The sequence below is a fragment of the Streptomyces sp. NPDC020917 genome (assembly GCF_044333795.1).
In the GTDB taxonomy this organism is placed as follows: Bacteria; Actinomycetota; Actinomycetes; order Streptomycetales; family Streptomycetaceae; genus Actinacidiphila.
This window is the reverse complement of record NZ_JBIRRR010000019.1, coordinates 125,231-151,756: the sequence shown is the minus strand read 5'-3', so window position 1 is coordinate 151,756 and position 26,526 is coordinate 125,231. Positions and strand designations below refer to the sequence as shown.

The 26,526-nt window shown below is 74.1% G+C and carries 20 protein-coding genes and 2 pseudogenes; 12 read left to right on the top strand and 10 right to left on the bottom strand.

All coding sequences use genetic code 11. From position 1 onward, the window contains the following. The first annotated feature begins 22 nt into the window (after nucleotides 1-22). The 5 genes and pseudogenes from ACH4TG_RS31750 to ACH4TG_RS31730 all read left to right on the top strand — a co-directional run bounded on the left by ACH4TG_RS31750 (nucleotide 23) and on the right by ACH4TG_RS31730 (nucleotide 9,364). Nucleotides 23-1,339, top strand: a pseudogene (locus ACH4TG_RS31750) (UDP-glucose dehydrogenase family protein). 2 nt (nucleotides 1,340-1,341) lie between these two features. Further along, nucleotides 1,342-2,256, top strand: a pseudogene (locus ACH4TG_RS31745) (UDP-glucuronic acid decarboxylase family protein); the annotation flags it as partial. A gap of 73 nt (nucleotides 2,257-2,329) precedes the next feature. Beyond that, nucleotides 2,330-4,018: a right-handed parallel beta-helix repeat-containing protein gene (locus ACH4TG_RS31740; RefSeq protein WP_398246053.1), complete on the top strand. Its 1,689-nt coding sequence runs from the start codon at nucleotides 2,330-2,332 to the stop codon at nucleotides 4,016-4,018. Between the two features lie 20 nt (nucleotides 4,019-4,038). Then, a complete protein-coding gene (locus ACH4TG_RS31735) occupies nucleotides 4,039-8,592 on the top strand; it encodes an aminotransferase class I/II-fold pyridoxal phosphate-dependent enzyme (RefSeq protein ID WP_398246052.1) in 4,554 nt (1,517 codons plus the stop codon). A 16-nt stretch (nucleotides 8,593-8,608) separates the two neighbouring features. Beyond that, nucleotides 8,609-9,364, top strand: coding sequence for a class I SAM-dependent methyltransferase (locus ACH4TG_RS31730; protein ID WP_398246051.1), 756 nt, complete (start codon nucleotides 8,609-8,611; stop codon nucleotides 9,362-9,364). A gap of 74 nt (nucleotides 9,365-9,438) precedes the next feature. Here the strand turns inward: ACH4TG_RS31730 and ACH4TG_RS31725 are convergent, their stop codons facing one another. From ACH4TG_RS31725 to ACH4TG_RS31715, 3 genes are all read right to left on the bottom strand, one after another. Continuing rightward, nucleotides 9,439-10,305, bottom strand: coding sequence for a GH25 family lysozyme (locus tag ACH4TG_RS31725; RefSeq protein ID WP_398246050.1), 867 nt, complete (start codon nucleotides 10,303-10,305; stop codon nucleotides 9,439-9,441). Nucleotides 10,306-10,853: 548 nt separating this feature from the next. Then, nucleotides 10,854-12,341 carry an MFS transporter gene (locus ACH4TG_RS31720; RefSeq protein WP_398246049.1) on the bottom strand — a complete coding sequence of 496 codons (1,488 nt, stop codon included), beginning with the start codon at nucleotides 12,339-12,341 and terminating at the stop codon, nucleotides 10,854-10,856. A 29-nt stretch (nucleotides 12,342-12,370) separates the two neighbouring features. After that, nucleotides 12,371-12,670 carry a hypothetical protein gene (locus tag ACH4TG_RS31715; protein ID WP_398246048.1) on the bottom strand — a complete coding sequence of 100 codons (300 nt, stop codon included), beginning with the start codon at nucleotides 12,668-12,670 and terminating at the stop codon, nucleotides 12,371-12,373. A 110-nt stretch (nucleotides 12,671-12,780) separates the two neighbouring features. Between ACH4TG_RS31715 and ACH4TG_RS31710 the strand changes: the two genes are divergently transcribed. Then, entirely contained in the window at nucleotides 12,781-13,794 is a 1,014-nt protein-coding gene (locus tag ACH4TG_RS31710) for an RNA polymerase subunit sigma-70 (RefSeq protein WP_398246047.1), read from the top strand. An 82-nt stretch (nucleotides 13,795-13,876) separates the two neighbouring features. On the opposite strand, the gene ACH4TG_RS31705 is transcribed toward ACH4TG_RS31710, so the two are convergent. Both ACH4TG_RS31705 and ACH4TG_RS31700 read right to left on the bottom strand, forming a co-directional pair. After that, nucleotides 13,877-14,143, bottom strand: a complete 267-nt coding sequence (locus tag ACH4TG_RS31705) for a metal-sensitive transcriptional regulator (protein WP_398246092.1) — start codon at nucleotides 14,141-14,143, stop codon at nucleotides 13,877-13,879. Between the two features lie 70 nt (nucleotides 14,144-14,213). Further along, nucleotides 14,214-16,433, bottom strand: a complete 2,220-nt coding sequence (locus ACH4TG_RS31700; protein WP_398246046.1) for an MMPL family transporter — start codon at nucleotides 16,431-16,433, stop codon at nucleotides 14,214-14,216. A gap of 137 nt (nucleotides 16,434-16,570) precedes the next feature. Between ACH4TG_RS31700 and ACH4TG_RS31695 the strand changes: the two genes are divergently transcribed. Then, nucleotides 16,571-16,996, top strand: coding sequence for a DUF302 domain-containing protein (locus tag ACH4TG_RS31695; protein ID WP_398246045.1), 426 nt, complete (start codon nucleotides 16,571-16,573; stop codon nucleotides 16,994-16,996). 74 nt (nucleotides 16,997-17,070) lie between these two features. Here the strand turns inward: ACH4TG_RS31695 and ACH4TG_RS31690 are convergent, their stop codons facing one another. Next, nucleotides 17,071-19,599, bottom strand: a complete 2,529-nt coding sequence (locus tag ACH4TG_RS31690; RefSeq protein WP_398246044.1) for a tetratricopeptide repeat protein — start codon at nucleotides 19,597-19,599, stop codon at nucleotides 17,071-17,073. A gap of 300 nt (nucleotides 19,600-19,899) precedes the next feature. Here ACH4TG_RS31690 and ACH4TG_RS31685 point away from each other — a divergent pair, with 300 nt between their 5' ends. The 3 genes from ACH4TG_RS31685 to ACH4TG_RS31675 all read left to right on the top strand — a co-directional run bounded on the left by ACH4TG_RS31685 (nucleotide 19,900) and on the right by ACH4TG_RS31675 (nucleotide 21,450). Further along, nucleotides 19,900-20,355, top strand: coding sequence for a carboxymuconolactone decarboxylase family protein (locus ACH4TG_RS31685; protein WP_398246043.1), 456 nt, complete (start codon nucleotides 19,900-19,902; stop codon nucleotides 20,353-20,355). Nucleotides 20,356-20,487: 132 nt separating this feature from the next. Continuing rightward, nucleotides 20,488-20,670, top strand: a complete 183-nt coding sequence (locus tag ACH4TG_RS31680) for a hypothetical protein (protein ID WP_398246042.1) — start codon at nucleotides 20,488-20,490, stop codon at nucleotides 20,668-20,670. Between the two features lie 159 nt (nucleotides 20,671-20,829). After that, nucleotides 20,830-21,450: a TetR/AcrR family transcriptional regulator gene (locus ACH4TG_RS31675; protein ID WP_398246041.1), complete on the top strand. Its 621-nt coding sequence runs from the start codon at nucleotides 20,830-20,832 to the stop codon at nucleotides 21,448-21,450. Here the strand turns inward: ACH4TG_RS31675 and ACH4TG_RS31670 are convergent. Together ACH4TG_RS31670 and ACH4TG_RS31665 are read right to left on the bottom strand one after the other, a co-directional pair. After that, a complete protein-coding gene (locus ACH4TG_RS31670) occupies nucleotides 21,437-22,201 on the bottom strand; it encodes an SDR family NAD(P)-dependent oxidoreductase (RefSeq protein ID WP_398246040.1) in 765 nt (254 codons plus the stop codon). The two genes, ACH4TG_RS31675 and ACH4TG_RS31670, sit on opposite strands and share 14 nt — an antisense overlap. A 341-nt stretch (nucleotides 22,202-22,542) precedes the next feature. After that, complete coding sequence (locus ACH4TG_RS31665; RefSeq protein WP_398246039.1) at nucleotides 22,543-23,127, bottom strand: TetR/AcrR family transcriptional regulator; 585 nt, start codon at nucleotides 23,125-23,127, stop codon at nucleotides 22,543-22,545. 63 nt (nucleotides 23,128-23,190) lie between these two features. On the opposite strand from ACH4TG_RS31665, the gene ACH4TG_RS31660 reads away from it, so the two are divergent. Next, nucleotides 23,191-24,018: a class I SAM-dependent methyltransferase gene (locus ACH4TG_RS31660; RefSeq protein ID WP_398246038.1), complete on the top strand. Its 828-nt coding sequence runs from the start codon at nucleotides 23,191-23,193 to the stop codon at nucleotides 24,016-24,018. Between the two features lie 193 nt (nucleotides 24,019-24,211). On the opposite strand, the gene ACH4TG_RS31655 is transcribed toward ACH4TG_RS31660, so the two are convergent. Together ACH4TG_RS31655 and ACH4TG_RS31650 are read right to left on the bottom strand one after the other, a co-directional pair. Beyond that, nucleotides 24,212-25,171, bottom strand: a complete 960-nt coding sequence (locus ACH4TG_RS31655) for an RNA polymerase sigma-70 factor (RefSeq protein ID WP_398246037.1) — start codon at nucleotides 25,169-25,171, stop codon at nucleotides 24,212-24,214. 23 nt (nucleotides 25,172-25,194) lie between these two features. Next, entirely contained in the window at nucleotides 25,195-25,581 is a 387-nt protein-coding gene (locus ACH4TG_RS31650) for a DoxX family protein (RefSeq protein ID WP_398246036.1), read from the bottom strand. Nucleotides 25,582-25,815: 234 nt separating this feature from the next. On the opposite strand from ACH4TG_RS31650, the gene ACH4TG_RS31645 reads away from it, so the two are divergent. Further along, entirely contained in the window at nucleotides 25,816-26,367 is a 552-nt protein-coding gene (locus ACH4TG_RS31645) for a hypothetical protein (RefSeq protein ID WP_398246035.1), read from the top strand. Nucleotides 26,368-26,526 lie beyond the last annotated feature (159 nt).

The following is a 26,526-nucleotide window of genomic DNA, read 5'->3' as shown; positions in this document are numbered from 1 at the left end:
CAGCAACCCTTGGGAGGCTGCCATGAGGATGACGGTCATCGGCACCGGATACGTCGGAGTCGTGCACGCGGCGACGATGGCGGACCTCGGGCACGAGGTCCTCGGCGCCGACATCGACGAGGAGCGGATCGCCGCGCTGAGCAGCGGCACCCCGCCGGTCTACGAACCGGGGCTGCAGGAACTCCTGCAGCGCACGGTGGCCTCCGGGCGGCTGCGGTTCACCACCGATGTGGCGTCGGCCGCCCGGTCCGCCCCGGTGCACTTCGTCTGCGTGGGCACCCCGCAGCAGCCGGGTTCGAAGTCGGCCGACGTACGCAGCGTGGAGGTGGTGGTCGACGCCCTGGCGCCGCACCTGGGGCCGGGCGACCTGATCGTCGGCAAGTCCACGGTGCCGGTGGGCACCGCGGCCCGGCTGGCCGAACGGCTGCACAGGACGGCACCGGAGGCCGGGCTCGCCTGGAACCCCGAGTTCCTGCGCGAGGGCTTCGCGGTGCAGGACTCCGCCGCGCCCGAGCGGATCGTGGTGGGCGTGACGTCGGAGCACGACGAGCAGGTCCTGCGCGAGCTGTACGCGCCGATGCTGCGCGTCGGCGTCCCGTTCTTCCGCACCGACCCGAGCACCGCGGAACTCGTCAAGGTCGCGTCGAACTCCTTCCTGGCGACCAAGATCTCCTTCATCAACGCGATGGCCGAGGTCTGCGACGCAGCGGGCGCGGACGTGCTGACGCTGGCCCAGGCGGTCGGCGCGGACTCCCGCATCGGCCCGCGGTTCCTCCAGCCGGGCCTGGGCTTCGGCGGCAGCTGCTTCCCCAAGGACATCCGGGGCTTCGTGGCGCGCGCCGAGGAGCTCGGGGTGGGCGGGGCCGTGGCCTTCCTGGAGGAGGTCGACGAGATCAACACCCGGCAGCGCACGCGGACCGTGGAACTGGCCGGCCGGCTGGTCGGCGGCTCGTTCGACGACGCCAACGTGGCGGTGCTGGGCGCGGCGTTCAAACCGGACAGCGACGACGTGCGGGACTCCCCCGCGCTGGCCGTCGCCGAGGCGATCCAGCGCCGCGGCGCGCACGTGCGGGTGCACGACCCCGAGGCGCTGGACAACGCCCGCAGCGTGGCGCCCGGGCTGCAGTACACCCTGGACGTCCCCAAGGCGTGCGAGGACGCCGACGTGGTGCTGCATCTGACGGCCTGGCCGTAGTACCGGGCGATCGACCCGGCAGCGCTGGCCCCGCTGGTCCGCCGTCCCACCGTCGTCGACGCCCGCCACGCGCTGGACGCCGACCGGTGGCGCGAAGCCGGGTGGTCCCTGCACGCGCCGGGCCGCCCCCAGCCCGGGGAGTAGCCATGCGTGTGGTGGTCACCGGCGGAGCCGGATTCCTGGGATCCCACCTGTGCGACGCGCTCGTCGCCCGCGGCGACGAGGTGTGGTGCGTGGACGACCTGTCCACCAGCGGCCCCGGCAACCTCGGGCGCCTGAGGGACGAGCCGCGCTTCCGCTTCATCGCGGGCGACATCAGCGAGAGCCTGCGGGTGCCGGGCCCGGTCGACGCGGTGGCGCACCTGGCCAGCCCGGCCTCGCCGCCGGACTACCACAGCCGGCCGCTGCACACCCTGGCCGCCGGCAGCCGCGGCACCGAGAACGCGCTGCGCCTCGCCGGCCGCTACCAGGCGCGCTTCCTGCTGGCCTCCACCAGCGAGGTGTACGGGGACCCGCTGGTGCACCCGCAGCCGGAGGACGACTGGGGCCATGTGAACCCCGTCGGGCCGCGCAGCGTGTACGACGAGGCCAAGCGCTTCGCCGAGGCGCTCACCACGGCCTACCGCCGCAGCGAGGGCACCGACACCGGGATCGTCCGCATCTTCAACACGTACGGCCCGCGGATGCGCCCGTACGACGGCCGGGTGGTGTCCAGCTTCATCCGGCAGGCCCTGGGGAACGAGCCGCTGACGGTGTACGGCGACGGCAGCCAGACCCGCAGCTTCTGCTACGTCGACGACCTGGTCCGCGGTCTCGTCGCCATGCTCGACTCCGACGAGCCCGGCCCGGTCAACTTCGGCAACCCGGACGAGCGGACCGTGGACGAGCTCGCCCACCTGGTCATCGAGGTGACCGGAACGGATTCCGGGATCCGCCGGCTGCCGCTCCCCGTGGACGACCCGACCCGCCGGTGCCCGGTCATCGACCGCGCCCGCGAGCACCTCGGATGGAGTCCCAAGATCACGCTGTGCGAGGGACTGCGACATACGGTGGAGTGGTTTCCGTTCCCGGCCGCCGGACGGCGGAGGGCCGGAGACGCCGCACGACGACGGAATCTGACGGAAGGGGCCGCGCATGGCGGGTCCCGACGGCCCGGCGGAGGGCCGGCGCCGCGGCCGCGTGCCGCGGCGCGTCCGCCTCGCGGCGCCGGCGCTGCTGGCGCTGCTGGTCCCGGTGGCCGCCGCCGGCTGCAGCTCGCTTCCGCACTTCCGGCCGGGCCACACGTACTACGTCAGCGCGTCCGGCGACGACGGCAACGACGGGCGCTCCACGAACCATGCCTGGCGCACCCTGGCCCGCGCCGACCGGCAGCAGCTGGTGCCCGGCGACCACCTGCTGCTCCAGGGCGGCAGCCGCTTCGCCGGCAGCCTCACGGTCGGTCACGGCGAGGCGGGCCGCGCGAGCCAGCCGGTGGTCATCGGCTCCTACGGCTCCGGGCGGGCGACCGTGGCCCCCACCGACAAGGCCGGGATCACCGTGGTCGACACCGGCGGGGTGGAGATCCACGACCTCGTCGTCACCGGGAACGACCGCACGCTCAAGAGCCCCAGCGGCATCCTCGTCTACAACAACCAGAAGGGCACGAAACGGCTGGACCACGTGGTGGTCTCGGGCGTCGACGTGTCCCGGTTCTGGATCGGGGTGTCCGTCGGCTGCGCCGACGACTCGGTGGGGTTCAGCAACGTCCGCGTCTCCGGCTCGTCGGTGCACGACAACACGAACGACGGCCTGCTGACGTACGGCCCCCGGTTCGACGTGAAGCATCCCCGGTACTCCCACCAGAACGTGGTGGTCTCCGGGGTCCAGGCGTTCGGCAACCTGGGCGACCCGGCGTCCACCAAGCACAACACCGGCAGCGGCATCGTCATCGGCGGTGTCCAGGGCGGCCGGGTGGAGCAGTCGGTGGCGCACGACAACGGCTCGCGGTCGGCCCCCCAGGCGCTGGAGGGCCCGGTGGGCATCTGGGCCTACGACTCGACCGGGCTGACGATCGAGCACAACCAGTCGTTCCACAACCGCACGCCCGCCATCGTGGACGGCAGCGGCTTCGGCCTGGACCAGAACGTGTCGTCGACGACCGTGCAGTACAACCTCGCCTACGGCAACGACGGGCCCGGTTACCACGCGTTCACCAACATCGACAACGGCGCCTTCGCGGACGACACTTTCCGGTTCAACATCAGCAGCAACGACGGCCGGAAGCTGGCGCAGAACGGCGGCATCGACGTCCACGGCACGGACATCCGCAATCTGCGGATCTACAACAACACCGTGGTGATGACCGGCACGGGCGCGAAGCAGGGTCCGGCCGTCCGGCTGCGGAACCATCCGGTCGGTGTCTCGGTGCGCAACAACATCCTCATCACCGACGGCTCGCCCGTCGTCTCCGCCGCCTCCGCCTACACGCCCCAGCAGGTGGTGCTCCAGGGCAACGACTACTTCGTCTCCGCCGGGACGTGGCAGATCCGCTGGGGGCCGGCCACCTACCACTCGCTGGGGCAGTGGCGGAGCGCGCAGCAGCAGGAGCAGGCCGGGGGCAAGCCGACCGGGCTCACCGCGGATCCGTGCCTGGCCGGCGGCCGGGCCCCGGCCGTCACCTCGACCGCCCAGGCCACGCGGATCGTCCCGACCTGCGACGCGGTGGCGGGCAAGGGCGTCGGCCTGAGCAGCCAGTTCGGCATCGATCCGGGCCCCACCGACTGGTTCGGCACCGCGCTGACCACCTCCACCCTGATCGGGGCCGCCGAACTGCACTCCGGGTGAGCCGGGCTTAACCTGGCCGTATGCGGTTCCCGACGGATCGCGTCCACCGGGTGATGGCGGTCTACGTCATCGTGGTGGCGGCGGCGACCGTCGCATACCTGACCGTCCCCAGGGTGCACATCGGCACCTGGGCGGTCATCGGATTCGGCTCAACGGCCGCCATCGTCACCGGAATACGCACCCACCGCCCGGCACACGCGTGGCCCTGGTACATGCTGGCGGCGGCGAACTTCACGTTCACCGCGGGGGACACGACGTACAACGTGCTCAACCGCTTCTTCGGCGAGCAGAACCCGTTCCCCTCGGCGGCCGACGCCTTCTACCTGGCGACGTATCCGCTGTTCGCGGCCGGCATGATGGGCTTCATCCGGTACCGCGCCACCGGCCGCGACCGGGGCGCCCTGCTCGACGCGATGATCCTCACCACCGGCCTGGGGCTGCTCTTCTGGACCCTGCTGATCAACCCGAACACCACCGCCGCCGGCATGACGTGGATTCAGAAGGCCATCTCGATCGCCTATCCGCTCGGTGACGTCCTCATCCTCGCCATGCTCACCAGGCTGCTGACCCCCAGTTCGCTGAAGTCGCCCTCCATCCGGCTGCTGACGCTGGGCACGGCGGGCCTGCTGGTCTCCGACGTGATGTACGGGCTGCTGCAGCTGCGGGGGACGTGGCGGGTGGGAACGCCGATGGACCTCGGCTGGGTGGTCTTCTTCACCGCGTGGGGCCTGTCGGCGCTGCACCCGTCCATGCTGGAGCTGACCGAGCGCGCGCCGGCCCGCGCGCCGGGCATCCGCCGCTCGCTGCTCGTCGTCCTGGTCCTGGTCTCCCTGCTGGCGCCCGCCGTGCTGGCGGACGAGGCACTGAACGGGCGGGTGGGGGACGCGCTGGCGATCGCCCTGTTCTCGGCCGTGCTCTTCCTGCTGGTGATGGCCCGTCTGTCCGGGCTGGTCGCGATGCACGTGAAGGCGCTGGCGACCGAGCGGGGGCTGCAGGCCGCGGCCGCGTCCCTGGTCTCGGCGGCCGGCGTCAAGGACATCGCGCAGACGGTCGAGGACGCCGGCCGGGCCCTGTTCCCGCCGGGCGGGCGGCACGAGGCCGTGCTGCTGACGGCGCGGCCGGGCACCGGCGGGCTGGGGGCGGTCGCCACCCGGTCCCGGCCCTGGCGCTGGGCCCTGGACCACGACGGGGCCACCGCCGGCGACTGGTGGCCCCGGGCGGCCGGGCACGGCTCCCGGCTCCTGACGCCCGCCGATCTGGGGCACGCCGCCGCGGCCCAACTCGGCGGCGCCCCTGCCGTGTTGCTGTGCCCGCTGGCCCTGCACGACGGAACGCGCGCGCCGGAGACGGACGGCAGCGGGCGCGCGGACGGCCAGGGAGGCAAGGGCGAGGGGCCGCCGCCGGCCGGCGCCCTGGTGGTGACCGGCACCGGCGAGGAGCTGGCCGAACGCTGGGGGGCGTGCGAAGTCCTGGCGTCCCAGGCCGCGTTGGCGCTGCACCGGGTGGCGCTGGGCCAGGAGGTGGCGCGCCGCGACAGCGAGGCGTACTTCCGCACGCTCGTGCACAACGCCTCCGACGTCATCCTGATCCTCGACGACGACACCGTGCGCTACGCCAGCCCGTCGGCCGAGGCCGTGTTCGGCCGGCCGGGGCTGGAGGGCGCGGCGCTGGCCGGGTTCCTCGCGCCCGAGGTCCGGGGCCGGGCGCTGCACGCGCTGGCCGGGATGCGCGCGGAGGGGTCGTCGGACAGCCGCGAGGACTGGCAGATCGTCCGGCCGGGCGGCGACCGCGTCGACGTGGAGGTGCGCTGCAGCAACCTGCGCAACGACCGGACCGTCGAGGGCCTCGTGCTGACCCTGCGGGACGTCACCGAGCAGCGCCGGCTGGAACGCGAACTGACCCGGCGGGCGTTCCACGACTCCCTGACCGGGCTGCCCAACCGGGTGCTGATGGCCGAGCGCACCGAGCGCGCCCTGGTCCGCGCCACCCGCGACGCCGGCCTCGCCTGCGTGCTCTTCGTCGACCTGGACGACTTCAAGGTGGTCAACGACACCCGCGGGCACGCCGTGGGCGACGAGCTGCTGATCGCCGTGGCGCGCCGGCTGACCGCCGCGCTGCGGGCCGGCGACACCGCCGCCCGGCTCGGCGGCGACGAGTTCGCGGTGCTGATGGAGGGGACCGGGGACCCGCAGGAGGCCGAGGCGCTGGCGGCGCAGCTGGTGCACCGCCTGTCCCGGCCCTTCCGCCTGTCGGCCGGCACCCTCGACGTCTCGGCGAGCGTGGGCATCGCGACGACCCGCGACAGCCGCTCCGCGGACGAGCTGCTCGGCCACTCGGACCTGGCCCTGTACGCGGCCAAGGCCGCGGGCAAGCGCCAGTGGCGCCGGTACCGGGCGGACCTGGACACCGGGGCGACCGGGATCCTGGAGCAGCACGGGCTGCGGGAGGAGCTGGAGACCGTCATCGGGACGGACGGCCTGCGGCTGCACTACCAGCCGATCGTGGAGATCGACGGCGGCGAGCTGGCCGGTTTCGAGGCGCTGGTCCGCTGGCGGCACGACCGGCACGGGCTGCTGCCGCCGGACCGGTTCATCACCCTGGCCGAGGAGACCGGCCACATCCGGCCGCTGGGCGTCTGGGTGCTGCAGCAGGCGGCGGCCCTCGCCGCGCGCTGGCAGCGCGTGCTGGCCCGGCCCGACCCGCTCAAGGTCGACGTCAACGTCTCGGCGCACCAGTTCCGCGACCCCGGGTTCGTGGACGACGTGCGCGGCGTCCTCGACTCCTCGGGGCTGGCCCCGGGTTCGCTCGTACTGGAGCTGACCGAGACCGTGCTGATGCACCGGGACCAGCAGATCCTCAACGCGATGGACACGTTGAAGGACCTCGGGGTGAAGATGGCGATCGACGACTTCGGGACCGGCTTCTCCTCGCTGAGCTATCTGCGGGAGTTCCCGGTCGACCTCCTGAAGGTGGACAAGTCGTTCATCAAGGACATTGCGTCGGATCAGCGTCAAGTCGCCTTGGTCGAGGGTATTGTTCGCATCGCCGACACTCTCGGTCTCCAGGTCATCGCCGAAGGCATCGAGCACCCGGTGCAGCGGGACCGGCTTGCGGACATGGGGTGCCGGTTCGGACAGGGCTACCTGTTCGCCCGCCCCATGCCGGCGGACGAGGGCGAGCACCTCGTGCGGGACGTCCGCGACCACCGGGCGCCCCGGATCGACGGCATCGCGGCGGCGCGGCGTCCCGGCGGCGCCCTGGGAGGCGCCGTCCCGCTGTGTTCGCTGCGGGACGGGAGCGGGCCCGGCGCGGAGGAGGTCCACGTGCGTGCAGCGCAGGAGTCCGGCGACGGCTCGTCACCCGACGCACGGTGGCGGGACCTCGACCGGCTGCGGGAGTCCAGTCCCATGTCGGACGCGGTCATCGAGGAGGTGCGCGGGCGGCACATCCGCAGCGACGGCCAATGGCTGATCGACTTCGCGTCCTGCAACTACCTCGGCCTGGACCTCGACACCGAGGTGATGGCCGCGATCGAGCCGCAGGTGCGCCGCTGGGGCACCCATCCGAGCTGGTCCAGGCTGCTCGGCAGCCCGCGGATCTACCCCGAGATCGAGGAGCGGCTGTCCGGGCTGCTGCACGCCGAGGACACCCTGCTGCTCCCGACGATCACCCTCATCCACGCGTCGGTGATCCCGCTGCTCGCCGACGGCGGGCAGGTGTTCGTCGAGGCCCACGCCCACCGCACGGTCTTCGACGCCTGCCGCGTGGCCCGCGGCCACGGCGCGACCGTGCAGCGGTTCCACGCCGACCGGCCCGAGGAACTCGCGGCGCTGCTGGACGCGGCGCCGGCCCGGGAGAGCCGGCTGGTGTGCCTGGACGGCGTGGACAGCATGACGGGGAACCTGCCCGACCTGCCGCGGCTGGCGGCGGTCTGCCGGGAGCGCGGCGCCCTGCTGTACATCGACGACGCGCACGGCTTCGGGGTGCTGGGCGAGCGCGCGGCCGACGAGATCAGCCCCTACGGCTGCCGCGGCAACGGCATCGTGCGGCACTTCGGCGAGTCCTACGACAACATCGTGCTGGTCTCGGGGTTCTCCAAGGCGTACTCCTCGCTGCTGGCCTTCCTCGCGCTGCCCACGCCGCTGAAGAACCGCCTGAAGGTGACGGCCGCCCCCTACCTGTACTCCGGACCCTCGCCGACCGCGTCGCTGGCCACCGCGCTGGCGGGGCTGGAGGTCAACGACCGCCGCGGCGACACCGTCCGGGCCGGCCTGTACCGGAAGACGGCACGGGTCCTGGACCAGCTCGCCCGGCTGGGCGTGGGGACGCCCAGCACCGACGGGCTGCCCATCATCGAGATCCCGCTGGCCGACGCGGCCGACCTGGACGAGGTCGCGGTGTTCCTGTGGCAGCAGGGCATCTACGTCACCCTCGCGCCGTACCCGCTGGTGCCGCGCGACCGGGTCGGCGTCCGGCTGCAGATCACCGCGGCCAACACCGACGACGACATCGACCGGCTCAACGGGACCCTGGCCGCGCTGGCGGACCGGTTCGCGCTGCGGCCGCGTTCCTGACGCCGCCTCCCCCGCCATGTGCGCCGCACCCGAGCCGGTACGGAACGACGACGCAGCGTGGGACCGCTGGCCGGTCCAGCAGTACCTGGCGGAGAACTACCGCGTGCTGCACTCCGTCGACGCGGCCGTCATCCGCCACCACTCCGCGTTCTACCGGCGGTTCGCGCCCGGCGGCGCGGGGCGGTGCCTGGAGTTCGGGGCCGGCCCGAACCTGTACCCGCTGATGCTCGCGGGGGCGGCCGCCCGGTTGATCGACGCGGTGGAGGTGAGCCGCGCGGGCGTCGCGTATCTCACCCGCCAGCTCGAACAGGGCCCGGACGCCAGCTGGTTGCCCTTCTATGCGCTGTGCCGCGAGCTGGACCCGGCACTGCCCGCGACGCTGCCGGAGGCGCTCGCCCGGGTCCGCGTGGTCCACGGGGACGTCCGGGCGGTGCCCACGGGGACGTACGACCTGGCGTCGATGAACTTCGTGGCGGAGAGCGTCACCGAGGACGCGGACGAGTTCGCCGCCCTGTGCCGGGTGTTCATCGGCGCGGTACGGCCCGGCGGCCGTCTCGTCGCCGCGTTCATGGAGAACATGCCGAGTTACCGGATCGGCGACTCGCCGCTGTGGCCGGGGTATCCGGTGGACGCGGCGGCGGTGGAGGCGGTGTTCGCGCCGCACACCGCCTCGTTGCGGGTCACCCGGATCGCCCGCGATCCCAGCCTCCCGGACTACGGCGACACCGGGATGGTGCTGCTCACCGCGGCCAGGCCGACGGCCGGCGGATGAACGGCCGCCGGGCGGCCGGCCGGTCTCCCGGTCCGCCGCCCGGCGGTGGTTCTGCGTCCGCGGTCAGCGGGCCGTCACGTGTTGTTGGCCAGGGCCAGCAGGCGGGCGGAGGTGCCGTTGAACCGGTCGCGGTCCACGGCGCCGGAGATGCCGCTCACCGAACCGGCGTCGGTGTACTGCCAGATCGTCGCGAACGGGAAGCCGTTGGGGATCGTCGGGTCGGCCGCGGACGTCCAGTGCGCCACCCACAGCGGGCTCCTGGCGGACATGCCGCTCCAGCCGCCGGTGCAGGAGTTCCACCAGCTCGCGCTGGTGTAGATGACGACGTCGCGGCCGGTCTTGGCCTTGTAGGTGTTGTAGAAGTCCAGGATCCACGACTGCATCGCCGAGGCGGACTTGCTGTAGCAGCCGCCCTCGAGGTCGAGCATGCCGGGCAGCGTCAGGTTGTCCCGGGACCAGGCGCCGCCGCTGGAGGCGAAGTAGGTGGCCTGCGCCGCACCGCTGGACAGGTCGGGCCGGCCGAAGTGGTAGGCGCCCCGGATCACCTTGGCGTTGTAGGCGTTGAGGTAGTAGGCGTTGAAGTTGGGGTCCTTGTAGGTGGTGCCCTCGGTCGCCTTGATCCAGGCGAACTGGATGCCGGCGGCCTTCACCGACGACCAGTTGATCGAGCCCTGGTAGTGGGAGACGTCGATGCCGGGCGGCGGGTTGCTGGCGAAGTTCGGGCTCACCAGGTCCGGGGCGTTCAGGGCGAGCTGGCGCGTGTCCGGCTTGAAGGACGCGCCGTCCTGCAGGTAGCCGATACCCGCGTATCCCTGGCCCAGCGGAATGGTGCTGCCCTTCGAGACCGGCTTGGCGGAGGCGGTTCCCGCCGTCATGGTGGCGGTCAGGGCGATGCTCGCACCGACGACTCCGGCCATCATGAGCGCTTTCTTGGTCCGCATTCGAGAGAACAAGGCTTGCCTCCTGGGGCGTTGTGGGGGTGAACGTCGCAACAGGTCGAGCTTCGGGTCTACTCGCGTAGCACGGATGCGCATGAGGCACCCGGTGGTACTTGATATGGACGCGCCAAGAGTGACGCACGAACCGCCCCCCGGCGTAAAGGGGTTTCCGGGAACCCTTCGCGGTCTAGACCACGCGACACGTCCGGGACCTGGGGCGACGCACCGCGCCGACGGAAAAGTTTCATCCGGCTGAAAACCGAACTGCCGTCCGAACCACGGTGGTTGACCCAACAACAAGTCCCCGCGGGCACCCTGAAGGGCGCCTGCGGGGACCACGGGCCGCCGCGCACCGGCCCAGGAGCCGGCGGCGAGGCCGTCCGGCCGCTGGGTGCGGACGCCAGGCAGCCGCCGGGCCCCGGGGCGTTCCCCGGGACCCGGCGGCGGGTTGCGGCGATCTGCGGCGGCTGCGGGTGGGGCTGCGGCTGCGGCTGCCCCGGAACGGCCCGGGACGCGGGACGGGGGTCAGCCGCCCCGGCGGCCGCGCGCGGTCACCGCGGCGCGCCCGAGCGGGCCCGCTCCAGCGGGGCAGGCGCCGCCACGGGCTCCCCCTGCGCGACCGGCCGCGGGCCGCCGCCCGGACCGGCGGCGGAGCGTCCGGGCGCCAGGCAGGCGACGAGCGCGCCCGCGACGGCCACCACCGCGGCGACGGCCTCGGCGTACCGGAAGCCGTGCATGAACGACGCGGGCGAGCCGTAGCCGCCGTTCGCGGCGAACACCGCGGCCAGCACCGCCACACCGAACACGCCGCCGGACTCGCGCACGGTGTTGTTGGTGCCCGCGGCCAGCGCCGAATCGGTGGCCGGCACCGATCCGACCACCGCACCCGCGACCGTCGGGAACACCATCGAGATGCCGACGCCGGACACCATCAGTGGGAGCACCAGGGACCCGAACCCCACGCCCGGCTGGGCCTGTTGGGCGAGCCACAGCAGCCCGCCGCCCTGCAGCAGCAGTCCGAGGACCATGAACGGCCGGGTGCCGAACCGGTCCGAGAGCCCGCCGGCGACGGGGGCGACGATCATCGGCATGCCGGTCCAGACCAGCATGCGCAGACCGGACTGCAGCGGATCGTGCCCGAGGCCGGTCTGGAACATCTGGGCGATCATGAACAGCGAGCCGATCAGCGAGAAGGCCAGCAGGAACGCGACGGCGTTGGCGGTGGAGAAGCCCCGGTTGCGGAAGTAGGCCAGCGGCAGCATCGGATGCCGGGCCCGGCGCTGCCGCAGCACGAACGCGGCGAGCAGGACCGCGCCGCCGGCCAGCGAGCCCAGCACCTCCGCGCTGCCCCAGCCGGTGGACGGCGCCCGGACCGGTGCCCAGGTCAGCGCGAACAGCGCCGCCGCGGCCAGCACGGTCCCCGGCACGTCCAGCTGGGGCCGGTTGCCGCGGCTCTCGGTCAGCTTGACCCTGCTCAGCAGCAGCGTCACGACGCCGACGGGGACGTTGATCCAGAAGACCCAGCTCCAGTCGCAGTACTGCAGGATCACGCCGCCGACGACGGGTCCGGCCGCGACACCGAGGCCGGTGATGCCGCCCCAGATGCCGATCGCGGTGCCCCGCTTCTCCGCCGGGAACGCGTCGCTGATCAAGGAGAGCGACAGGGGCAGCACCAGGGCGGCACCGCAGCCCTGGACCGCGCGGGCGGCGATCAGCGGGCCGACGCCGCCGGACAGCGCGCACGCCGCCGACGCGGCGGTGAACACGCCGAGGCCGATCACGTACAGGCGTCTCTTGCCGAACCGGTCGCCGAGCGCGGAGCCGGTGAGCATCAGGCAGGCGAACGCCAGGTTGTAGGCGTTGAGCGTCCATTCGAGGTCGGACAGGCCGGCGTGCAGCTGGGCCTGGAACTTCGGCAGCGCGGTCGAGACGACCACGACGTCCAGGGACGTGACGAAGGCGCCGATCGACGCCAGGACGGCCGTCCACGCCGTGCGGTGCGCCGGTGGGGCGGTTGCGGTGGTTGCGGCGGTGCTCATGGGATGTCCTCCGTGCGCTCGGTCCGCGCTCACAGCAGCCGGTAGCTGCCGACGATCACCGCGTCCTCGCGGGCCGGCGGGGCGGACACGCGCGCGCCGAGGCCGCGCTGGAAGTCCTGGAAGGCCGGCAGCGCGGGCAGCGGGGAGGGGCCGTCGTCCTCGGTGAGGGCGAGGTGCAGAAAGGTGTGTCCGCCCACCAGCAGGGTGGCGTAGCGGAACGATGCGGGCTGCCGCGCGGCGAGCTCCTCGTACACCGAGGTCACGAGGCGGGAGTTCTCGGCGGCGGCCTCCGGGCGGATGCCGTACTGGATGACGTGGAAAGCACTCATGCAGATACTGACAAACGCGGGTGTGCCGATTCACCGGACGGTGCGGCGATGAATCCGGGCCGCCGCCGGTGTCCTTATCAGCAGACGCCCCCGTTGCGAGGAGAAGCCCGGTGCCTGCCCACACTGCCGCGCTCGACGGACGCTTCGTCGAGCTGGCGGTCCCGTACCGCGAGGAGCTGCTGGCCCATTGCTACCGCATGGTCGGCTCACTGCACGACGCGGAGGACCTGGTCCAGGAGACGCTGCTGCGCGCGTGGCGCGGCTACGCGCACTTCGACGGACGGGCGTCGCTGCGCACCTGGCTGTACCGCATCGCCACCAACACCTGCCTGACGGCGCTCGGCAGCACGCACCGCCGGGTGCTGCCGTCGGGCCTCGGCACGGGCACCTCGGACTCGGCGGGCGCGGCGCTGCGGCGGCAGGAGGAGGTGCTGTGGCTGGAGCCGTTCCCGACACCCGCGCCTGCGGTCCCGGAGACCGATCCGGCCTCGATCGTGGCGCTGCGCGACACCACCCGGCTGGCGCTGATCGCCGCCTTCCAGAAGCTGCCCGCGCGGCAGCGGGCCGCCCTGGTGCTGGTCGACGTGGTCGGCTACACCCCGGCGGAGGTCGCCGAGCTGCTGGACGTCACGGTCACCTCGGTGCGCAGCCTGCTGCAGCGGGCGCGGGCGACGATCGCCGCCGACGCACCGGAGCCGGAGCGGGTGGCGGCGACGCCGGACCTCGACGCGGAGCTGCTGGAGCGGTACATGCGGGCGTTCGAGACGGCGGACACCGCGGAGCTGGCACGGCTGCTGGCCGCGGACGTGGAGTACGAGATGCCGCCGGTGCCGGTGTGGTTCACCGGGCGGGACGCGGTGCTCGACCACCATGTGCGCCGGGTGTTCCGCCTGGAGTGCCGGGGCGTGCCGGTGTCGGCGAACGGTTTCCCGGCGCTGGCGACGTACCTGCGGGCGTCGGCCGGCGAGCCGTTCGCCGCGCACGGGATCCAGGTGATCGAGCCCAGCGGCGTTCAGATCGGCCGGATCACGGTGTTCCTCGACCCCGGCCTCGTCGAACGCTTCGGGCTCCCCGCGTCCCTGCCGGCCGGGACCGCGGCGGGCGACGCCGCGTCCCGCCGCTGACCGGCGTTCCGGGTACCCGGCGCCCGGCCGCGGGCCGGCCGGTGGGCGGCCGCGCGGGCGGACGGCGGCCGGGTGATCCGGCTCAGGCCAGCGCCAGGAAGAGCTTCTCCAGCTCGGCCTCGGTCATCGGGGGCTGGTCCGGGTCGGCCGCGGTCATGCACTGGCGCATGCCGCTCGCCACGATCTTGAAGCCGGCCCGGTCCAGGGCGCGGGAGACCGCGGCGAGCTGGGTCACCACGTCCTTGCAGTCCCGGCCGGCCTCGATCATCGCGATGACGCCGGCGAGCTGGCCCTGGGCCCGCCGCAACCGGTTGAGCACCGACTGCACCGAGTCCTCGTCCACTGCCATCCCCATGGCCGTACCTCCTTGCGCTCGCGGCCTCATCAGTGTACCCCCCGGGGTATCCCTGCCCGGCTGCTCAGCCGTGCGAGAAGCGGACGGCCGGCAGGATCCGGCGCAGCCACGCCGGGCTCCACCACGCGGCGTGCCCGGTGAGCCGCAGCAGGACCGGCAGCAGCACCAGGCGCACCAGCGCGGCGTCCAGCAGCACGGCGGTGCCCAGCACGATGCCCATCTCCTTGGGCGGCAGCGGACCGGAGACCGCGAAGGTGAAGAAGACCGCGACCATCACGGCCGCCGCCGCGAAGACCACCCGGCCCGAGTGGGCCATCGCGCCCACCACCGCCTCCCGCGGGCTGCGGGTGCGCTCGTAGTGCTCCTTGGCCGAGGCCAGCAGGAAGACCGTGTAGTCCATCGCGATCGCGAAGATCATCGCGAAGAAGAACACGGGCGCCCAGCCGTCGAGGAACCCCTGCGAGCCGAAGCCGAGCAGTCCGGCGCCGTGGCCGTCCTGGAAGACCAGCCGGGCCACCCCGAACGCGGCGCCCGTGGAGAGCAGGCTCGCGGCCGTGCCCAGCGCGGCCACCAGCGGGGCCTGCAGCGCGACGAGCAGCAGCAGGAAGCCGAGGCCGAGGACCACCCCGATGACCAGCGGGGTCCTGGCGGTCAGCAGCGCCTGCAGGTCCAGGTTCTCCACGGCGGCGCCGCCGACCAGGCTCCCGCGCGGCAGGTCGGCGCGCAGCGTGTGCACCGTCGCCGACAGTGCCGGGTCGGAGGGGTCGACCTTCGGGACGGCCTGGATCATCGACCAGCCCGACTGGTCGGCGGCGGCCTGCGCCGGCATGGCGGCGGCGATGCCTGGCGCGTGCCGGACGACGTCGGCGGCCTGCCGGGCCTCGCCCGAGGGGACCGCGATCTGCAGGGCGCCGGGCGCGCCGGGCCCGAACGCCTGCTGCACGGTGGTGTACCCGGCGCGGGCCGAGGCGTCCTTCGGCAGCACGTCGATCGACGGCATCGCGGTGCGCAGGCCGATCACCGGGGCGGCCAGCGCCAGCAGCACGACCAGCGCCGCGGCGCCGTAGGCCACCGGCCGGCGCCACAGGCGCTCGCCCCAGGAGGCGAACCGCGGCGAGCGCGGCTCGGCGTTCCTGGCCCAGGGCAGCGCCACCGCGTCGACGCGGTGCCCCAGCCTGGCCAGCACCGCGGGCAGCAGGGTCAGGGTCGCCGCCAGCACGAAGGCGACGGCGAGCATGATGCCGCCGGCCATCGAGCGGAACGCCGGCGAGGGCACGAGCATCACCGCGGACAGGCTGACCAGCACCGTCGCGCCGGACAGCGCCACCGCCTTGCCCGCGGTGTCCATCGTCTCGGCCACCGCGGCGACGGTCCCGCGGGAGCGGTCGCGGCGTGCGGCGCGGAACCGCATCACCATGAACAGGGCGTAGTCGATGCCCAGGGCCAGCGCGAACATCATCGCGAAGTTCATGGCCCAGATCGACACCGGTGTGAGGTGGGTGAGCAGGACCAGCGAACCGGCGGACGCGGCCAGTCCCGCCATCGTCAGCAGCAGCGGCAGCCCGGCGGCGACCAGCGAGCCGAACGCCAGCACCAGGATCACCAGCGTCACCGGCCAGGACAGGATCTCCGAGTGCATCATCGCGTCGTGGTTCGCGGTGTTGAAGTCGCTCCACAGCACCGACGCGCCGGTGGCCTGCACGGTGACGCCGTGGCCGGACAGCGCCGCCAGCGGCCCCTTCAGGTCGTCGGCCGCCCGGACCATCGCGTTGGGATCGGCCTTGGCGCCGGCGAGCACGACGGCGGTGCGCCCGTCCCCGCTGAGCGTCGCGCCCGGCTGCGGCGGCACGACGTCCGCGACCCGCGGGTCCGCCCGCACGATGCTCTCGGCCTGCGCGATCACCTTCCGGACGGCGGGGTCGCCGACCGGCCGGTCCGCGTGGACCACGATCTGCAGCGCCGAGGAGGCGTTGCCCCCGAAGTGCTGCTGGGCGATCTGCCGCACCGCGACCGACTGCGAACCGTCCGCCTGCCAGCCCGCGCCCGACAGCGCGGACCCGACCTTCGGTGCGAACGCGCCGAGCAGCGCCACCAGCACGATCCACAGCAGGAAGACGCTCCTGGTGTGGGTGGCGGACCAGACGCCGAGGCGGCCGAACGGCCCTGGCGGGCCGGCCGTCGCGGACGGCTCCTTCGAGCGGTCCGGCGCCGGGTTCGGCGTCGCGGGTGCGGACGGCGGCCCGGACGGCGCGTTCGAGGGGCCGGGAGCGGGGACGGACTGCATGGATTCACTGCCCTTTCGTCGATACCCCCTGGGGTATACGAGTCTCCACCGTACGAGACGTGTCGCACGGCGCGCAAATACCCCTGGGGGTATCGTGGGGAGAGTACGGTCCCCCACCCACGCAAGGAGACGGCCCGATGACCGGCACCCCTGCCACCGCCCCCTACGGAACGGCGGTCACCCTCGACGCCCCCTTCGACGAAGCCGTCGCCCGGGTCCGCTCGGCCCTGGCCGGCCAGGGCTTCGGTGTGCTCACCGAGATCGACGTGCGCGCGACGCTGCGGGAGAAGATCGGCGCCGCCATGGAGCCGTACCTGATCCTCGGCGCGTGCAACCCGCCGCTGGCGCACCGCGCGCTGGAGACCGACCGCTCGCTGGGGCTGCTGCTCCCGTGCAACGTGGTGGTCCGCGCGCTCCCGGACGACCGCACGCTGGTGGAGGCGCTCGACCCGGCGACGATGGTCCGGCTCAGCGACGCGCCGGGCCTGCGCCCGATCGCCGACGAGGCCCGGCGCAAGCTCGACGCGGCCCTCGACGCTCTGCGCCGCCCGCCGCAGGCGTGACGTCCTGCCCGCGGCCGGCACCGCGGGCCGGCTCTACCGGTCCGGCCTGAACGGTCCGGCCTGACCGGTCCCGCTCAGGCGGGTCCCGCGGACGCCGGTGCGGCGGGGCCGCCGCCGGTCCCCGCCGGGGCGTGCGCGCGCCGCAGCGCCTCCCCGGCGGCCCGGTGCTCGGCCGCCGCCGCGGGATCCGTCGCCTCCAGCGCCGCGGCGAGCCCCTCGTGGGCGAGCGCCTCGGCATGGCGGTGCCCCAGGCGCGGCGCCAGCTCCAGCGCTTCGCGGTGCAGCCGCAGGGACTCCGCGGGCAGGCCCGCCGCCCGGCACGTCTCGGCGTAGGCGTGCAGGAAGCGGATCCTCCAGTGCTCCTCGAACAGCTCGTCCAGCAGGGCGAACGCCTCGCGGTGCCGGGCGAGCGCCTCCTCGTGGCGGCCCATCTGCCGGAGCGCCACGCCCAGGCAGTTCAGGCACCACGCCTCGTTGTTGCGGTGCCCGTCCTCACGGGACGACGCCAGCGCCTGCTCCAGGTGGGCCACGGCCTCGTCGGGCGACTGCTCGGCGACGGCCACGCCCAGGGTGATGCGGGCCGTCAGCGTGGGCGGCCACGCCGCGTCGGGATGCCGGATCTCCAGCGCCTCCCTGGCCAGCCGGGCCGCCTCCTCGCGGTGCCCCAGCTGCAGCATCGCCCATGCCTCGTACGCCGTCGCGTGGGCCGCGCCCATCGGGCAGCCGGCCGCGGCGTACAACGTCCCGGCGCGCCGGAAGGCGTCGAGCGGCTCCGCCACCTGGCCCTGGTCCCACGCCAAGTAGCCCTGGCGCATGATCAGTTCGGCCTCCGAGCGGTCGTCGCCGACCTGGGACAGCAGCGGTGCCGCCGCCTCGTAGGCGGCGCCCGCCTCGGGCAGCCGCCCCGCGTTGTAGCGGGCGAAGCCCAGATCGCTGTGCGCCTCGGCCAGTTGCCGCGGATCGCCCAGCCGGTGCGCGGCGGCCAGCGACTGTTCGAAGAGGGCGTTGAGGTGCGTGGTGCCGCAGCGCCGCGCGAAGTACGCCCGCATGAAGCGGGGCAGTTCGCAGGCGTGGGTGTCGGCGCCGGTGGCGACCGCGGTCTCGAACGCGGCGATCAGGTTGGTGTATTCGGTGCGGTACCAGTCCATGGCCGCGTGCTTGTCCGCGAACCGCGGGAGCGCGGCGGGCGGTTCGCACGCGGTGGGTGTCCTGCTCCGCGACAGGAAGGGCAGCGCGGCGTCCGCGGCGGCAGCCGCGTGCACGTAGTAGTCGAGCACCCGGGCCAGGGCCCGGTCCCGTTCCGCGGCTGTGTCGGCCTGCGCGCCGGCCGCGCGGGCGTGCGCGCGGACCAGGTCGTGCAGCCGGTAGCGGCTGGTGGCGGGCTGCTCGACCAGGTGCGCGTCGAGCAGGTCCTCCAGCAGCGCGAAGGCGCGGCGCGGCGGGACTGCGGCCAGCGCCGCCACCACGTGGACGTCGAAGGACGAGCCCGGCAGCAGCCCCAGCAGGCGGAACAGCCGGCGCTGGTCGTGGTTCAACTGCCGTACGGACATGGCGAACGCGGCACCGAACGCCGCGTCGAACTCGGGGACGCCGTCGGCCATCCGCTCGACGAGGATGCCCACCGTCCAGCCCGGCCGGTGCCGCAGCCGGGCGGCGGCCAGCCGCAGCGCCAGGGGCAGCCGTCCGCACAGCCGCAGCACCTCGGCCGCGGACTCGGGTTCGCGGGCCAGCCGCCCGTCCGCCCCGCGCGGGTCGCCGCTGGCCCGCGCCAGCAGCTCGGCGCCCTCCTCGGGCGACAGCACGTCCAGTGACACCGGCGGCACCTCGTCCAGGCCCACCAGCCGGTTGCGGCTGGTGATCAGCGCGACGGACGGCCCGGCGCCGGGCAGCAGCGGGCGGACCTGCTCGGCGCCCGCGGCGTTGTCCAGCACCACCACGGCCCGCCGCCGGGCCAGTTCCGACCGCCAGCAGGCGGCGAGTTGCTCGGTCCCCTCCTGCGGGACCCGCTCGGAGGGGACGTCGAGCGCGCCGAGCAGCGAGCGCAACGCCGCGCCGGGATCGAGCGGTTCACGCCCCTCGGTGAAACCGTGCAGGTCGACGTAGAGCTGGGCGTCGGGGTAGTCCGCGGCGAGCCGGTGTGCGGCGTGCACGGCCAGGCACGACTTGCCGACACCCGCCATGCCGTCGACCGCGACGACCCGGTTCCGGTCCACCGCGTCGAGCACGGCGGCGAGTTCGCCCGCGCGCCCGGTGAAGTCGGGGACGTCGCGCGGCAGATCGTTGCGCGGCGGCCGCGGGGCGCCGGCGGGCTGCGGTGCGGACTGCACCAGCCGGCTGGCCTTCGGCGGTGCCGGCAGCGGGTTCGACGCCCGCTCCCACAGCGGTCGCAGCGGGCGCGGGTCGCGCTTGACGAGCCGGCACAGCGCGATGACGGCGGGCCACGGCGGCACCGTCCGGCCGGCGAGGTAGCGCGACAGCGAGGACGAGCTCAGCCCGGTGTCCCGCGCCAGCGCCCGGACGCCACGCCCGGACACCTCCTGCAGCAGCCGCAGCCGGGCGGCCAGTTCGTCCTGGGGATGCGCCTTCACCGTCCGCTGCTGCACGACCGCCGCTCCCCCGCTTCCCCGGACTTCCCGATCCCCGCACCGATCCCCACCGCGATCGCCCGCCCCGGCTGCCGACCGTAACTCCCCCCGGTGGACCCGGATTCCGGCCCGCGCGGCGGCCCCGGCCGGCTGTCCCTGTCCCGCGCCGGCGAAACCGCCCGCCGCCGCGTCCACGCTGGTCGGCGCCGTGCCGAGTGTCCCACGGTGTCCCACGGCGGTCGTCCCGTCCCGCCCGGCGGGCTGAGATGGAGACACGCCCCGGCGACGGGGCACCGACCCCGAGAAGGAGCAACCGAAATGCAGTCTCGCATGCAGAACCCCGCCGTCGTCCTGTCCGACGCGATGAAGCCGATCCAGCAGGTCTTCAAGGCGGTGCACTCCGGCGGCGTCGACGAGCAGACGCTGGAGCTGGTGCACCTGCGGGTGAGCCAGATCAACGGCTGCAGCGCGTGTGTCGACGCGGGTGCCAAGACCTCCCGCAAGGCGGGCGTGAGCGACGAGCAGCTGCACACGGTGGCCGCCTGGCGCGAGGCGCCCTACTTCACCGACGAGCAGCGGGCCGCCCTGGCGCTGGCCGAGGCCGCCACCCGGCTGGCCGACCGGCCCGACGCGGTGAACGACGAGGTCTGGGACGCGGCGGCCGGTTACTACGACGAGAAGCAGCTGGCGGCGATCGTCCTGATGATCGGCGTCACGAACCTGTTCAACCGGCTCAACGCCACGACCCGGCAGATCGCCGGCGCGTGGGGATGAGGGGTCGCCGGCGGGTCCCGGGCAGCGGGGTGCGACGCCGCTGCCCGGGACCCGCGCCGCGGTTCCCCGCCCCTCGGCCCTGCCGGGCCGAGAGTGCCGCCCCGCCCCCTCTGCGCGCCGGAGCGCGCCGCCGTGCCCGTCTTCCTGGCGCTGATCGCGGTCGTCGCGGCCACCGTCCCCGCCCGTCTGGGCTCGGTCCGCCGCCGCCGTCCGGTGCGCACGGCCACCGTCGCCGCGGCGGTGCTCCTCTGCGCCCTCGCGCTGCTCCTCACCGCCGCTCTCCCGCCGTTCAGCGACCTGCCCGCCCTCGGCTGAGGCGGTACCCCGGTCGCCCCAGGGACACTCTCCCTGGTCGGACGTGCACGCAGGAAGGTTAGGCTGGACCGCACAGTCCAGTCCGCCGGTCCCGTCCGGGCCGGTACCGGAGCAGCCAGATGCCGGAGCAGCCAGATGCCGGAGCAGAGGAGGTGCGGGGTGCGCGGGGAGCTCACGGCCAAGGGGAAGGCGACGCGGGGGCGGATCGTCGAGGGGGCGGCCGCGGTGGTGCGGGAGCGGGGCGTGGGCGCGGCCACGCTGGAGGACGTGATGGCCCGCACCCGCACGAGCAAGAGCCAGCTGTTCCACTACTTCCCCGACGGCAAGGACGAGTTGCTGCTCGCCGTGGCCCAGTACGAGGCGGACCAGGTGCTGGAGGACCAGCAGCCGTACCTCGGGCGGCTGGACACCTGGCAGGCGTGGCAGCAGTGGCGGGACGCCGTCGTGCGGCGCTACGAGGAGCAGGGCGACGAGTGCCCGCTCGGTTCGCTGTTCCTGCAGGTCGGCCGGTCGACGCCGGGCGCGCGGGCGATCGTCGTCGAGTTGATGCGCCGCTGGCAGGAGAGCCTGGCCGCCGGGATCAGGGCCCAGCAGTCCGCCGGGCGCCTGCCGCGGGACCTCGACGTGGACGCCCGCGCGGCCGCGTTGCTGGCCGGGATCCAGGGCGGGGTGGGGATCCTGCTGTCGACCGGGCAGTCGGCCCATCTGCGGGCCGCACTCGACCAGGGGATCCTCGACCTGCGCCGCGCGGGCGGCGACCCGGAGCTCAGGCCGCGATGACCGCGACGCCGGTACGGCCGCCGTCGACGTCCAGCACGGTGCCGTGCACGAACCACGCCTGGTCGCCCGCGAGGTAGACCGCCGCGTCGGCGATGGCCCGCGGGTCGCCCATCCGGCCGGCCGGCGTCCCCTGCATCATCACCTCGCCTGGGTGCACCTCGCCCGGCTCCGGCGTGAGCACCACGCCCGGGGAGATCGCGTTCACCCGCACGCCGCGCGGTCCGAACTCCGCGGCCCACGCCCGGGTCAGCGTCTCCATCGCACCCTTGGTGGAGCTGGACAGGGCGCCGACCGGGACGGCGAGCCGGGCGATCCACGAGCCCAGGTTGATGATCGTCCCGGATCCGGCCTCCGCCATGGCGGGGGCGACGGCCGCGGTGAGGAAGAACGGCGCCTTGACGTTGACGGCGTAGACGAGGTCGAAGGTCTTCTCGTCGGTGGCCGCCGTGGCGTCGCCGGGGTAGATGCCCGCGTTGTTGACCAGGACGTCGATCCGGCCGCCCAGCACGGCCGCGGCCTCGGCGGCCAGCGCCTGCGAGGCCGCGGCGCTCCCGTCCAGGTCGGCGGGGACGAAGTCGGCGCGGCCGCCGCGGGCGCGGATGCCGTCGACCACCTCCCGCCCCCGTTCCGCACTGCGGCCCGAGACGGCGACGTGCGCCCCCTCGGCCGCGAACGCCTCGGCGATCGCCCGGCCGATGTTGCTGGTCGCGCCGGTCACCAGGGCGGCCTTGCCTTCCAGGCGTGTCGACATGTCTCCTCCACTACTTGACCATGAGGAATCCGCACCGCCACAGGTCCCGGCTGTGGCCGGGCCGAGCGGGGCGCCCCGTCCCTGCGGGGCACACCGCCACTGTGCAACCCAGAAAATGGACCCACAAGTCCAGTCTGGTGCCGGCCCGCCTTGCCACGCCCTTGAGTCAGCGTGCTGGTTGAGCGACACACTTCTGCCGCGGTCGCCGCAGCAGGGCAGGGAGGGCTCGTTGGGCGCTGCGGCACGGCGGCTTCGCGCCGCCCGCCCGGCGGATCGTCGCGCGGACGTGCGCGCTCCGAACCCGCCCCCGCGCGCCCCGGCACGCCGTCACGCCCCGGCTGTCAGGCGCCTGCCAGGACCGCGGTCACCATCCGCTCCACGTCGGTGGGTTGCGGCGGGCCGCTCGTCCGGTCGGCGAACAGCAGGTGCCCGGCGCCGACCAGGGTGGGCGCCAGGGTGTCGATGTCGGCGTCCGCCGGGAGGCGGCCCAGGTCGCGCTCGGCGCCGAGGTAGGAGGCGATCATGGCCGCACCCTCGGTCGCGAGGGGGATGCCACCGGACGGCCGGGCCTCGCGGAGCCGGGCCCGCAGTTCGTTGCGGAACGTGATCAGGGCCAGGATCGCGACGGCGACAGGCCCGAGCAGCGCGGTGAGCGCCTCGGTGAGGTTCCCGGCGACGGTTCCCGTGCCGGCCGACGCGCGCAGCGCCTCCGCCTGGGCGCCGATCCGCCCGATGCGGTCCAGCACCAACTGCGCCAGGAAGTCGTCGAAGTCGGCGAAGTGCCGGTGCAGGACGCCCTTGGCACAGCCGGCCTCCGCGGTGACCGCGCGGCTGGTCAGCGCGTTGGGGCCGTCCCGGAACAGGATGCGCTCGGCGGCGTCGAACAACTGGGCGCGCACATCCTGCAGGGCCACTCCTGTCGGCACCGCGTTCCTCCTGGCGTCATCCAAAGGTTGACGAGTGGGCATACGCCCACTCATAGTGGGCGCATGCCCACTCTACCGCCCGAGCCCGCCCGCCCCGCCCCCTACCGGCTGCATCAGGACCGCGGGGTGGCCGAGTCGTTCGGCACCGACTCCGCACGCTACGACCGGACACGCCCGCCCTACCCCGACGACCTGGTGGCCGCGGTGGTCGCCCGCAGCACCGGCCCCGAGGTCCTCGACGTCGGCTGCGGGACCGGCATCGCCGCGCGGCAGTTCCAGGCGGCCGGCTGCACGGTGCTCGGTGTCGAACCCGACGCGCGGATGGCCGAGTTCGCGCGCCGCAGCGGCGTGGCCGCCGAGGTGGCGACCTTCGAGGCGTGGGATCCCGCGGACCGGGTGTTCGACGCGGTCGTCGCCGGGCAGGCCTGGCACTGGGTGGACCCGGTCGCGGGCGCCGCCAAGGCGGCCGGGGTGCTGCGCCCGGGCGGCCGGCTGGCCCTGTTCTGGCACGTCTTCCAGCTGCCGGAGGAGGTGCTCGACGCCTGGGACGCGGCCTTCCGGCGGGTGGCACCGGACTCCCCGTTCCGCATCGCGTCGATGCGGCGCGCCTTCGACTCGTTCGACGCGCTGCTCGGCCCCGCCGCCGACGGCATCCGGCAGGCGGACGGTCTGGGCGATCCCGAGCGGGACCGGTTCGACTGGGAGCGGAGTTACACGCGCGAGGAGTGGCTCGACCAGATGCCCACCACCGGCGGCCTCACCCGGCTCCCCGCGGAGCAACTCGCCTACGTGCTCGGCGAGGTCGGGGCCGCCGTCGACGCCCTGGGGGGCCGCTTCACGATGCGGTACGCGACCGTCGCGGTCAGCGCCACGCGGATCGCGGACGCCTGACGCCTGACGCCACAGGCGCCCACCCGGGGCCGAGCGGGGGGCCGGGGCCGCTCGGGGCCGGCTCTCCGGCGCAGGCCGGCCGGCCCTGGGGGACGGGTGGCGAACCGCCCCACCGGCGGCCCGCGTTCGTCGAGCCGCCTTCGACGCCCCCCGCCGGGCGGACGGTGCCCGGCGGACGGTGCCGGGCGGGTGGTCACCGCAGGGTCAGCGCGGTCGGTGCCTCGGCGCGGGTCAGCTTCGCGGGGTTCCGCACGTAGTAGAGGCCGGCGATGCCGTCGTCCTCGACGCGGAACGCCATGACGCCGTCGAGGACGCCGTCCAGCCGGAGGATCAGCGCCGGGCTGCCGTTGGCCGTGACCTGCTCGGTGGTGATCGCCTGGTCGGTCCTGGACGAGCCGCCCAGGACGAACCGGGCCACCTTGCCGGCGCCGATGACCGGGCGCAGCGCGGCCTGCTTGACCCCGCCGCCGTCGCTCAGCAGCACCACGTCGGGGGCCAGCAGGTCGAGGAACCCCTGCAGGTCCCCGGTGGAATGCGCGCGCTGAAAGGATTCCAGGACCGCCTGGGTCGTGCTGGTCGACACCTTCTGCCGCGGGCGGCGCGCCTCGACGTGGCGGCGGGCGCGGTGCGCGATCTGGCGTACCGCCGCCGGGGTCTTGTCGACGGCGGCCGCGATCTCGTCGTAGTCGACGGCGAACGCCTCCCGCAGGACGAACACGGCGCGCTCGGTTGGCGACAGCGTCTCCAGCACCAGCATCAGCGCCATCGAGACGGTCTCGGCCAGTTCGACGTCCTCGGCCACGTCGGGCGCGGTGAGCACCGGTTCCGGCAGCCAGGGACCCACGTACGCCTCCTTGCGGCGCACCAGGGTGCGCAGCCGGTTGAGCGACTGCCGGGTGGCGATCCTCACCAGGTACGCCCGCTGGTCGCGCACCTGCTCCAGGTCGACGTCCGCCCAGCGAAGCCACGTCTCCTGCAGGACGTCCTCGGCGTCGGCGGCGGAGCCGAGCATCTCGTAGGCGACGGTGAACAGCAGGTTGCGGTACGCGACGAACGCCTCGGTCGCTGCGTCGTTCCGGCCTGCCTCGCCCCTGGCCGCGCCGTCCCTGGCCGCCGTGTCCGTGGCTGCGCCGTCCCTGGCCGTGTCGTTCATGGTGCGATCCTCGCCGGGGCCGGTCACGCGGTGAAGGGGTGGGGGCCGAACCTGCCGGCGGCGACGAACACCGCGAGGCCCAGGTAGAACAGGTTGACGAGCAGGACGGCGCTGACGCCGCCGTACCGGACATGGGTGATCATCGCGCCGATCATCAGCAGCACCCAGCAGGCAGCGGTCACGGGCACCAGGACAGGGGCGACTCCCGCCACCGCGGGCAGGATCAGGCCGGCCGCGGCGAGGATCTCGAGGACGCCGAGGCCCTTCACGAAGCCGGTGGCGGCGCTCCCGGTCCACTCGCCGCCCGGGAACCTGGCGAGTCTCTCCTTGGCCACGAACGCCTTGGTGGCGCCTCCTGAGAGGGCCACGACGGCGAGCAGTCCTGCCGCGATCCACAGTGCGGTGTCCATCGGCGTCTCCTTCGCTTCCTTCACTCCCGCGGGTTCACCCCCAAGACACCGCAACTCCGTTTCCTGTGACGGAGCGTGGCGCGGATCACTCGGCGGTGCCGCGCCGTCCCGTCGCGGCGTCGCCCACCGGACGCCGCGGGCACTGTCAGAGCTGGGACGTACGATGCGCGAGGTGGACACGGTGTGCCCGTGCGGGACGCCGACGACGGTGAACTTCCGGAGGAGACACGGCAGATGAAGCCCTCTCAGGAGAAGCGGGTGCGCGCGTACCTGGAGTCGGCCGGGGCCGGTGAGGAGCAGGTGCTGGAGGTCGCGCTGGCCTATCCCGCCGGGCGGGTGACCCGGTTGTTCGCCGGGCTGAAGGGCGAGGTGATCGGGGCGGCCGCGGGCGGCGCGGCGGGCGCCGTCGTGGGCAAGCAGATGGCAACGGACGCCAGCAGGAAGCGGACGGACGCCGCGCTGGACCGTTCCGGGGGAGCGGATCTGCCGGTCGGGGAGCGCAACATGATGGCGCTGACGACCGGGCGCCTGCTGCTGTTCACGATGGGCGGTGCGTTCACGCCGCTGCCGAAGAAACTGCTGTGGGACATAGCCCTGTCCGACGTGGCGCAGGTGCCGAAGCCGCAGCTGGTCGCGGGCGTGGCCAAGGCGCTCCGGGTGGACGTCGCCCTGGCCGACGGGCGCGTGGCCCGGCTGGAGTTCCCGCGCGCCGCGGTGGCGGCCGGCGAGGTGCTGGTCCGCGAGCTGCGCGCCCGGATCGGCAAGGACGCCGCCCAGGGGGAATAGGGCTCCTCCGGCCGGTCGTGCCCTGGATCAACCGCCTGGATCAGACCTCGCCGGCGCCACGCAGGGGACCCTGAGGGACAGGCTGCGCGCGGTGTCGGCCTGCTGCAACGGGGCGTCCGGCGGGGCCGGTTCGAGCTCTCCGCCGCGCACCGTGTCGAC

What these genes read in the sequence shown, in the direction of transcription:
- ACH4TG_RS31655 (WP_398246037.1), bottom strand. Translation starts at nt 25,171, where the DNA reads ATGAACGACACGGCCAGGGACGGCGCAGCCACGGACACGGCGGCCAGG.
- ACH4TG_RS31645 (WP_398246035.1), top strand. Translation starts at nt 25,816, where the DNA reads ATGAAGCCCTCTCAGGAGAAGCGGGTGCGCGCGTACCTGGAGTCGGCC.
- ACH4TG_RS31670 (WP_398246040.1), bottom strand. Translation starts at nt 22,201, where the DNA reads ATGTCGACACGCCTGGAAGGCAAGGCCGCCCTGGTGACCGGCGCGACC.
- ACH4TG_RS31730 (WP_398246051.1), top strand. Translation starts at nt 8,609, where the DNA reads ATGTGCGCCGCACCCGAGCCGGTACGGAACGACGACGCAGCGTGGGAC.
- ACH4TG_RS31715 (WP_398246048.1), bottom strand. Translation starts at nt 12,670, where the DNA reads ATGAGTGCTTTCCACGTCATCCAGTACGGCATCCGCCCGGAGGCCGCC.
- ACH4TG_RS31740 (WP_398246053.1), top strand. Translation starts at nt 2,330, where the DNA reads ATGGCGGGTCCCGACGGCCCGGCGGAGGGCCGGCGCCGCGGCCGCGTG.
- ACH4TG_RS31700 (WP_398246046.1), bottom strand. Translation starts at nt 16,433, where the DNA reads ATGCAGTCCGTCCCCGCTCCCGGCCCCTCGAACGCGCCGTCCGGGCCG.
- ACH4TG_RS31725 (WP_398246050.1), bottom strand. Translation starts at nt 10,305, where the DNA reads ATGCGGACCAAGAAAGCGCTCATGATGGCCGGAGTCGTCGGTGCGAGC.
- ACH4TG_RS31735 (WP_398246052.1), top strand. Translation starts at nt 4,039, where the DNA reads ATGCGGTTCCCGACGGATCGCGTCCACCGGGTGATGGCGGTCTACGTC.
- ACH4TG_RS31660 (WP_398246038.1), top strand. Translation starts at nt 23,191, where the DNA reads ATGCCCACTCTACCGCCCGAGCCCGCCCGCCCCGCCCCCTACCGGCTG.
- ACH4TG_RS31695 (WP_398246045.1), top strand. Translation starts at nt 16,571, where the DNA reads ATGACCGGCACCCCTGCCACCGCCCCCTACGGAACGGCGGTCACCCTC.
- ACH4TG_RS31705 (WP_398246092.1), bottom strand. Translation starts at nt 14,143, where the DNA reads ATGGCAGTGGACGAGGACTCGGTGCAGTCGGTGCTCAACCGGTTGCGG.
- ACH4TG_RS31685 (WP_398246043.1), top strand. Translation starts at nt 19,900, where the DNA reads ATGCAGTCTCGCATGCAGAACCCCGCCGTCGTCCTGTCCGACGCGATG.
- ACH4TG_RS31720 (WP_398246049.1), bottom strand. Translation starts at nt 12,341, where the DNA reads ATGAGCACCGCCGCAACCACCGCAACCGCCCCACCGGCGCACCGCACG.
- ACH4TG_RS31650 (WP_398246036.1), bottom strand. Translation starts at nt 25,581, where the DNA reads ATGGACACCGCACTGTGGATCGCGGCAGGACTGCTCGCCGTCGTGGCC.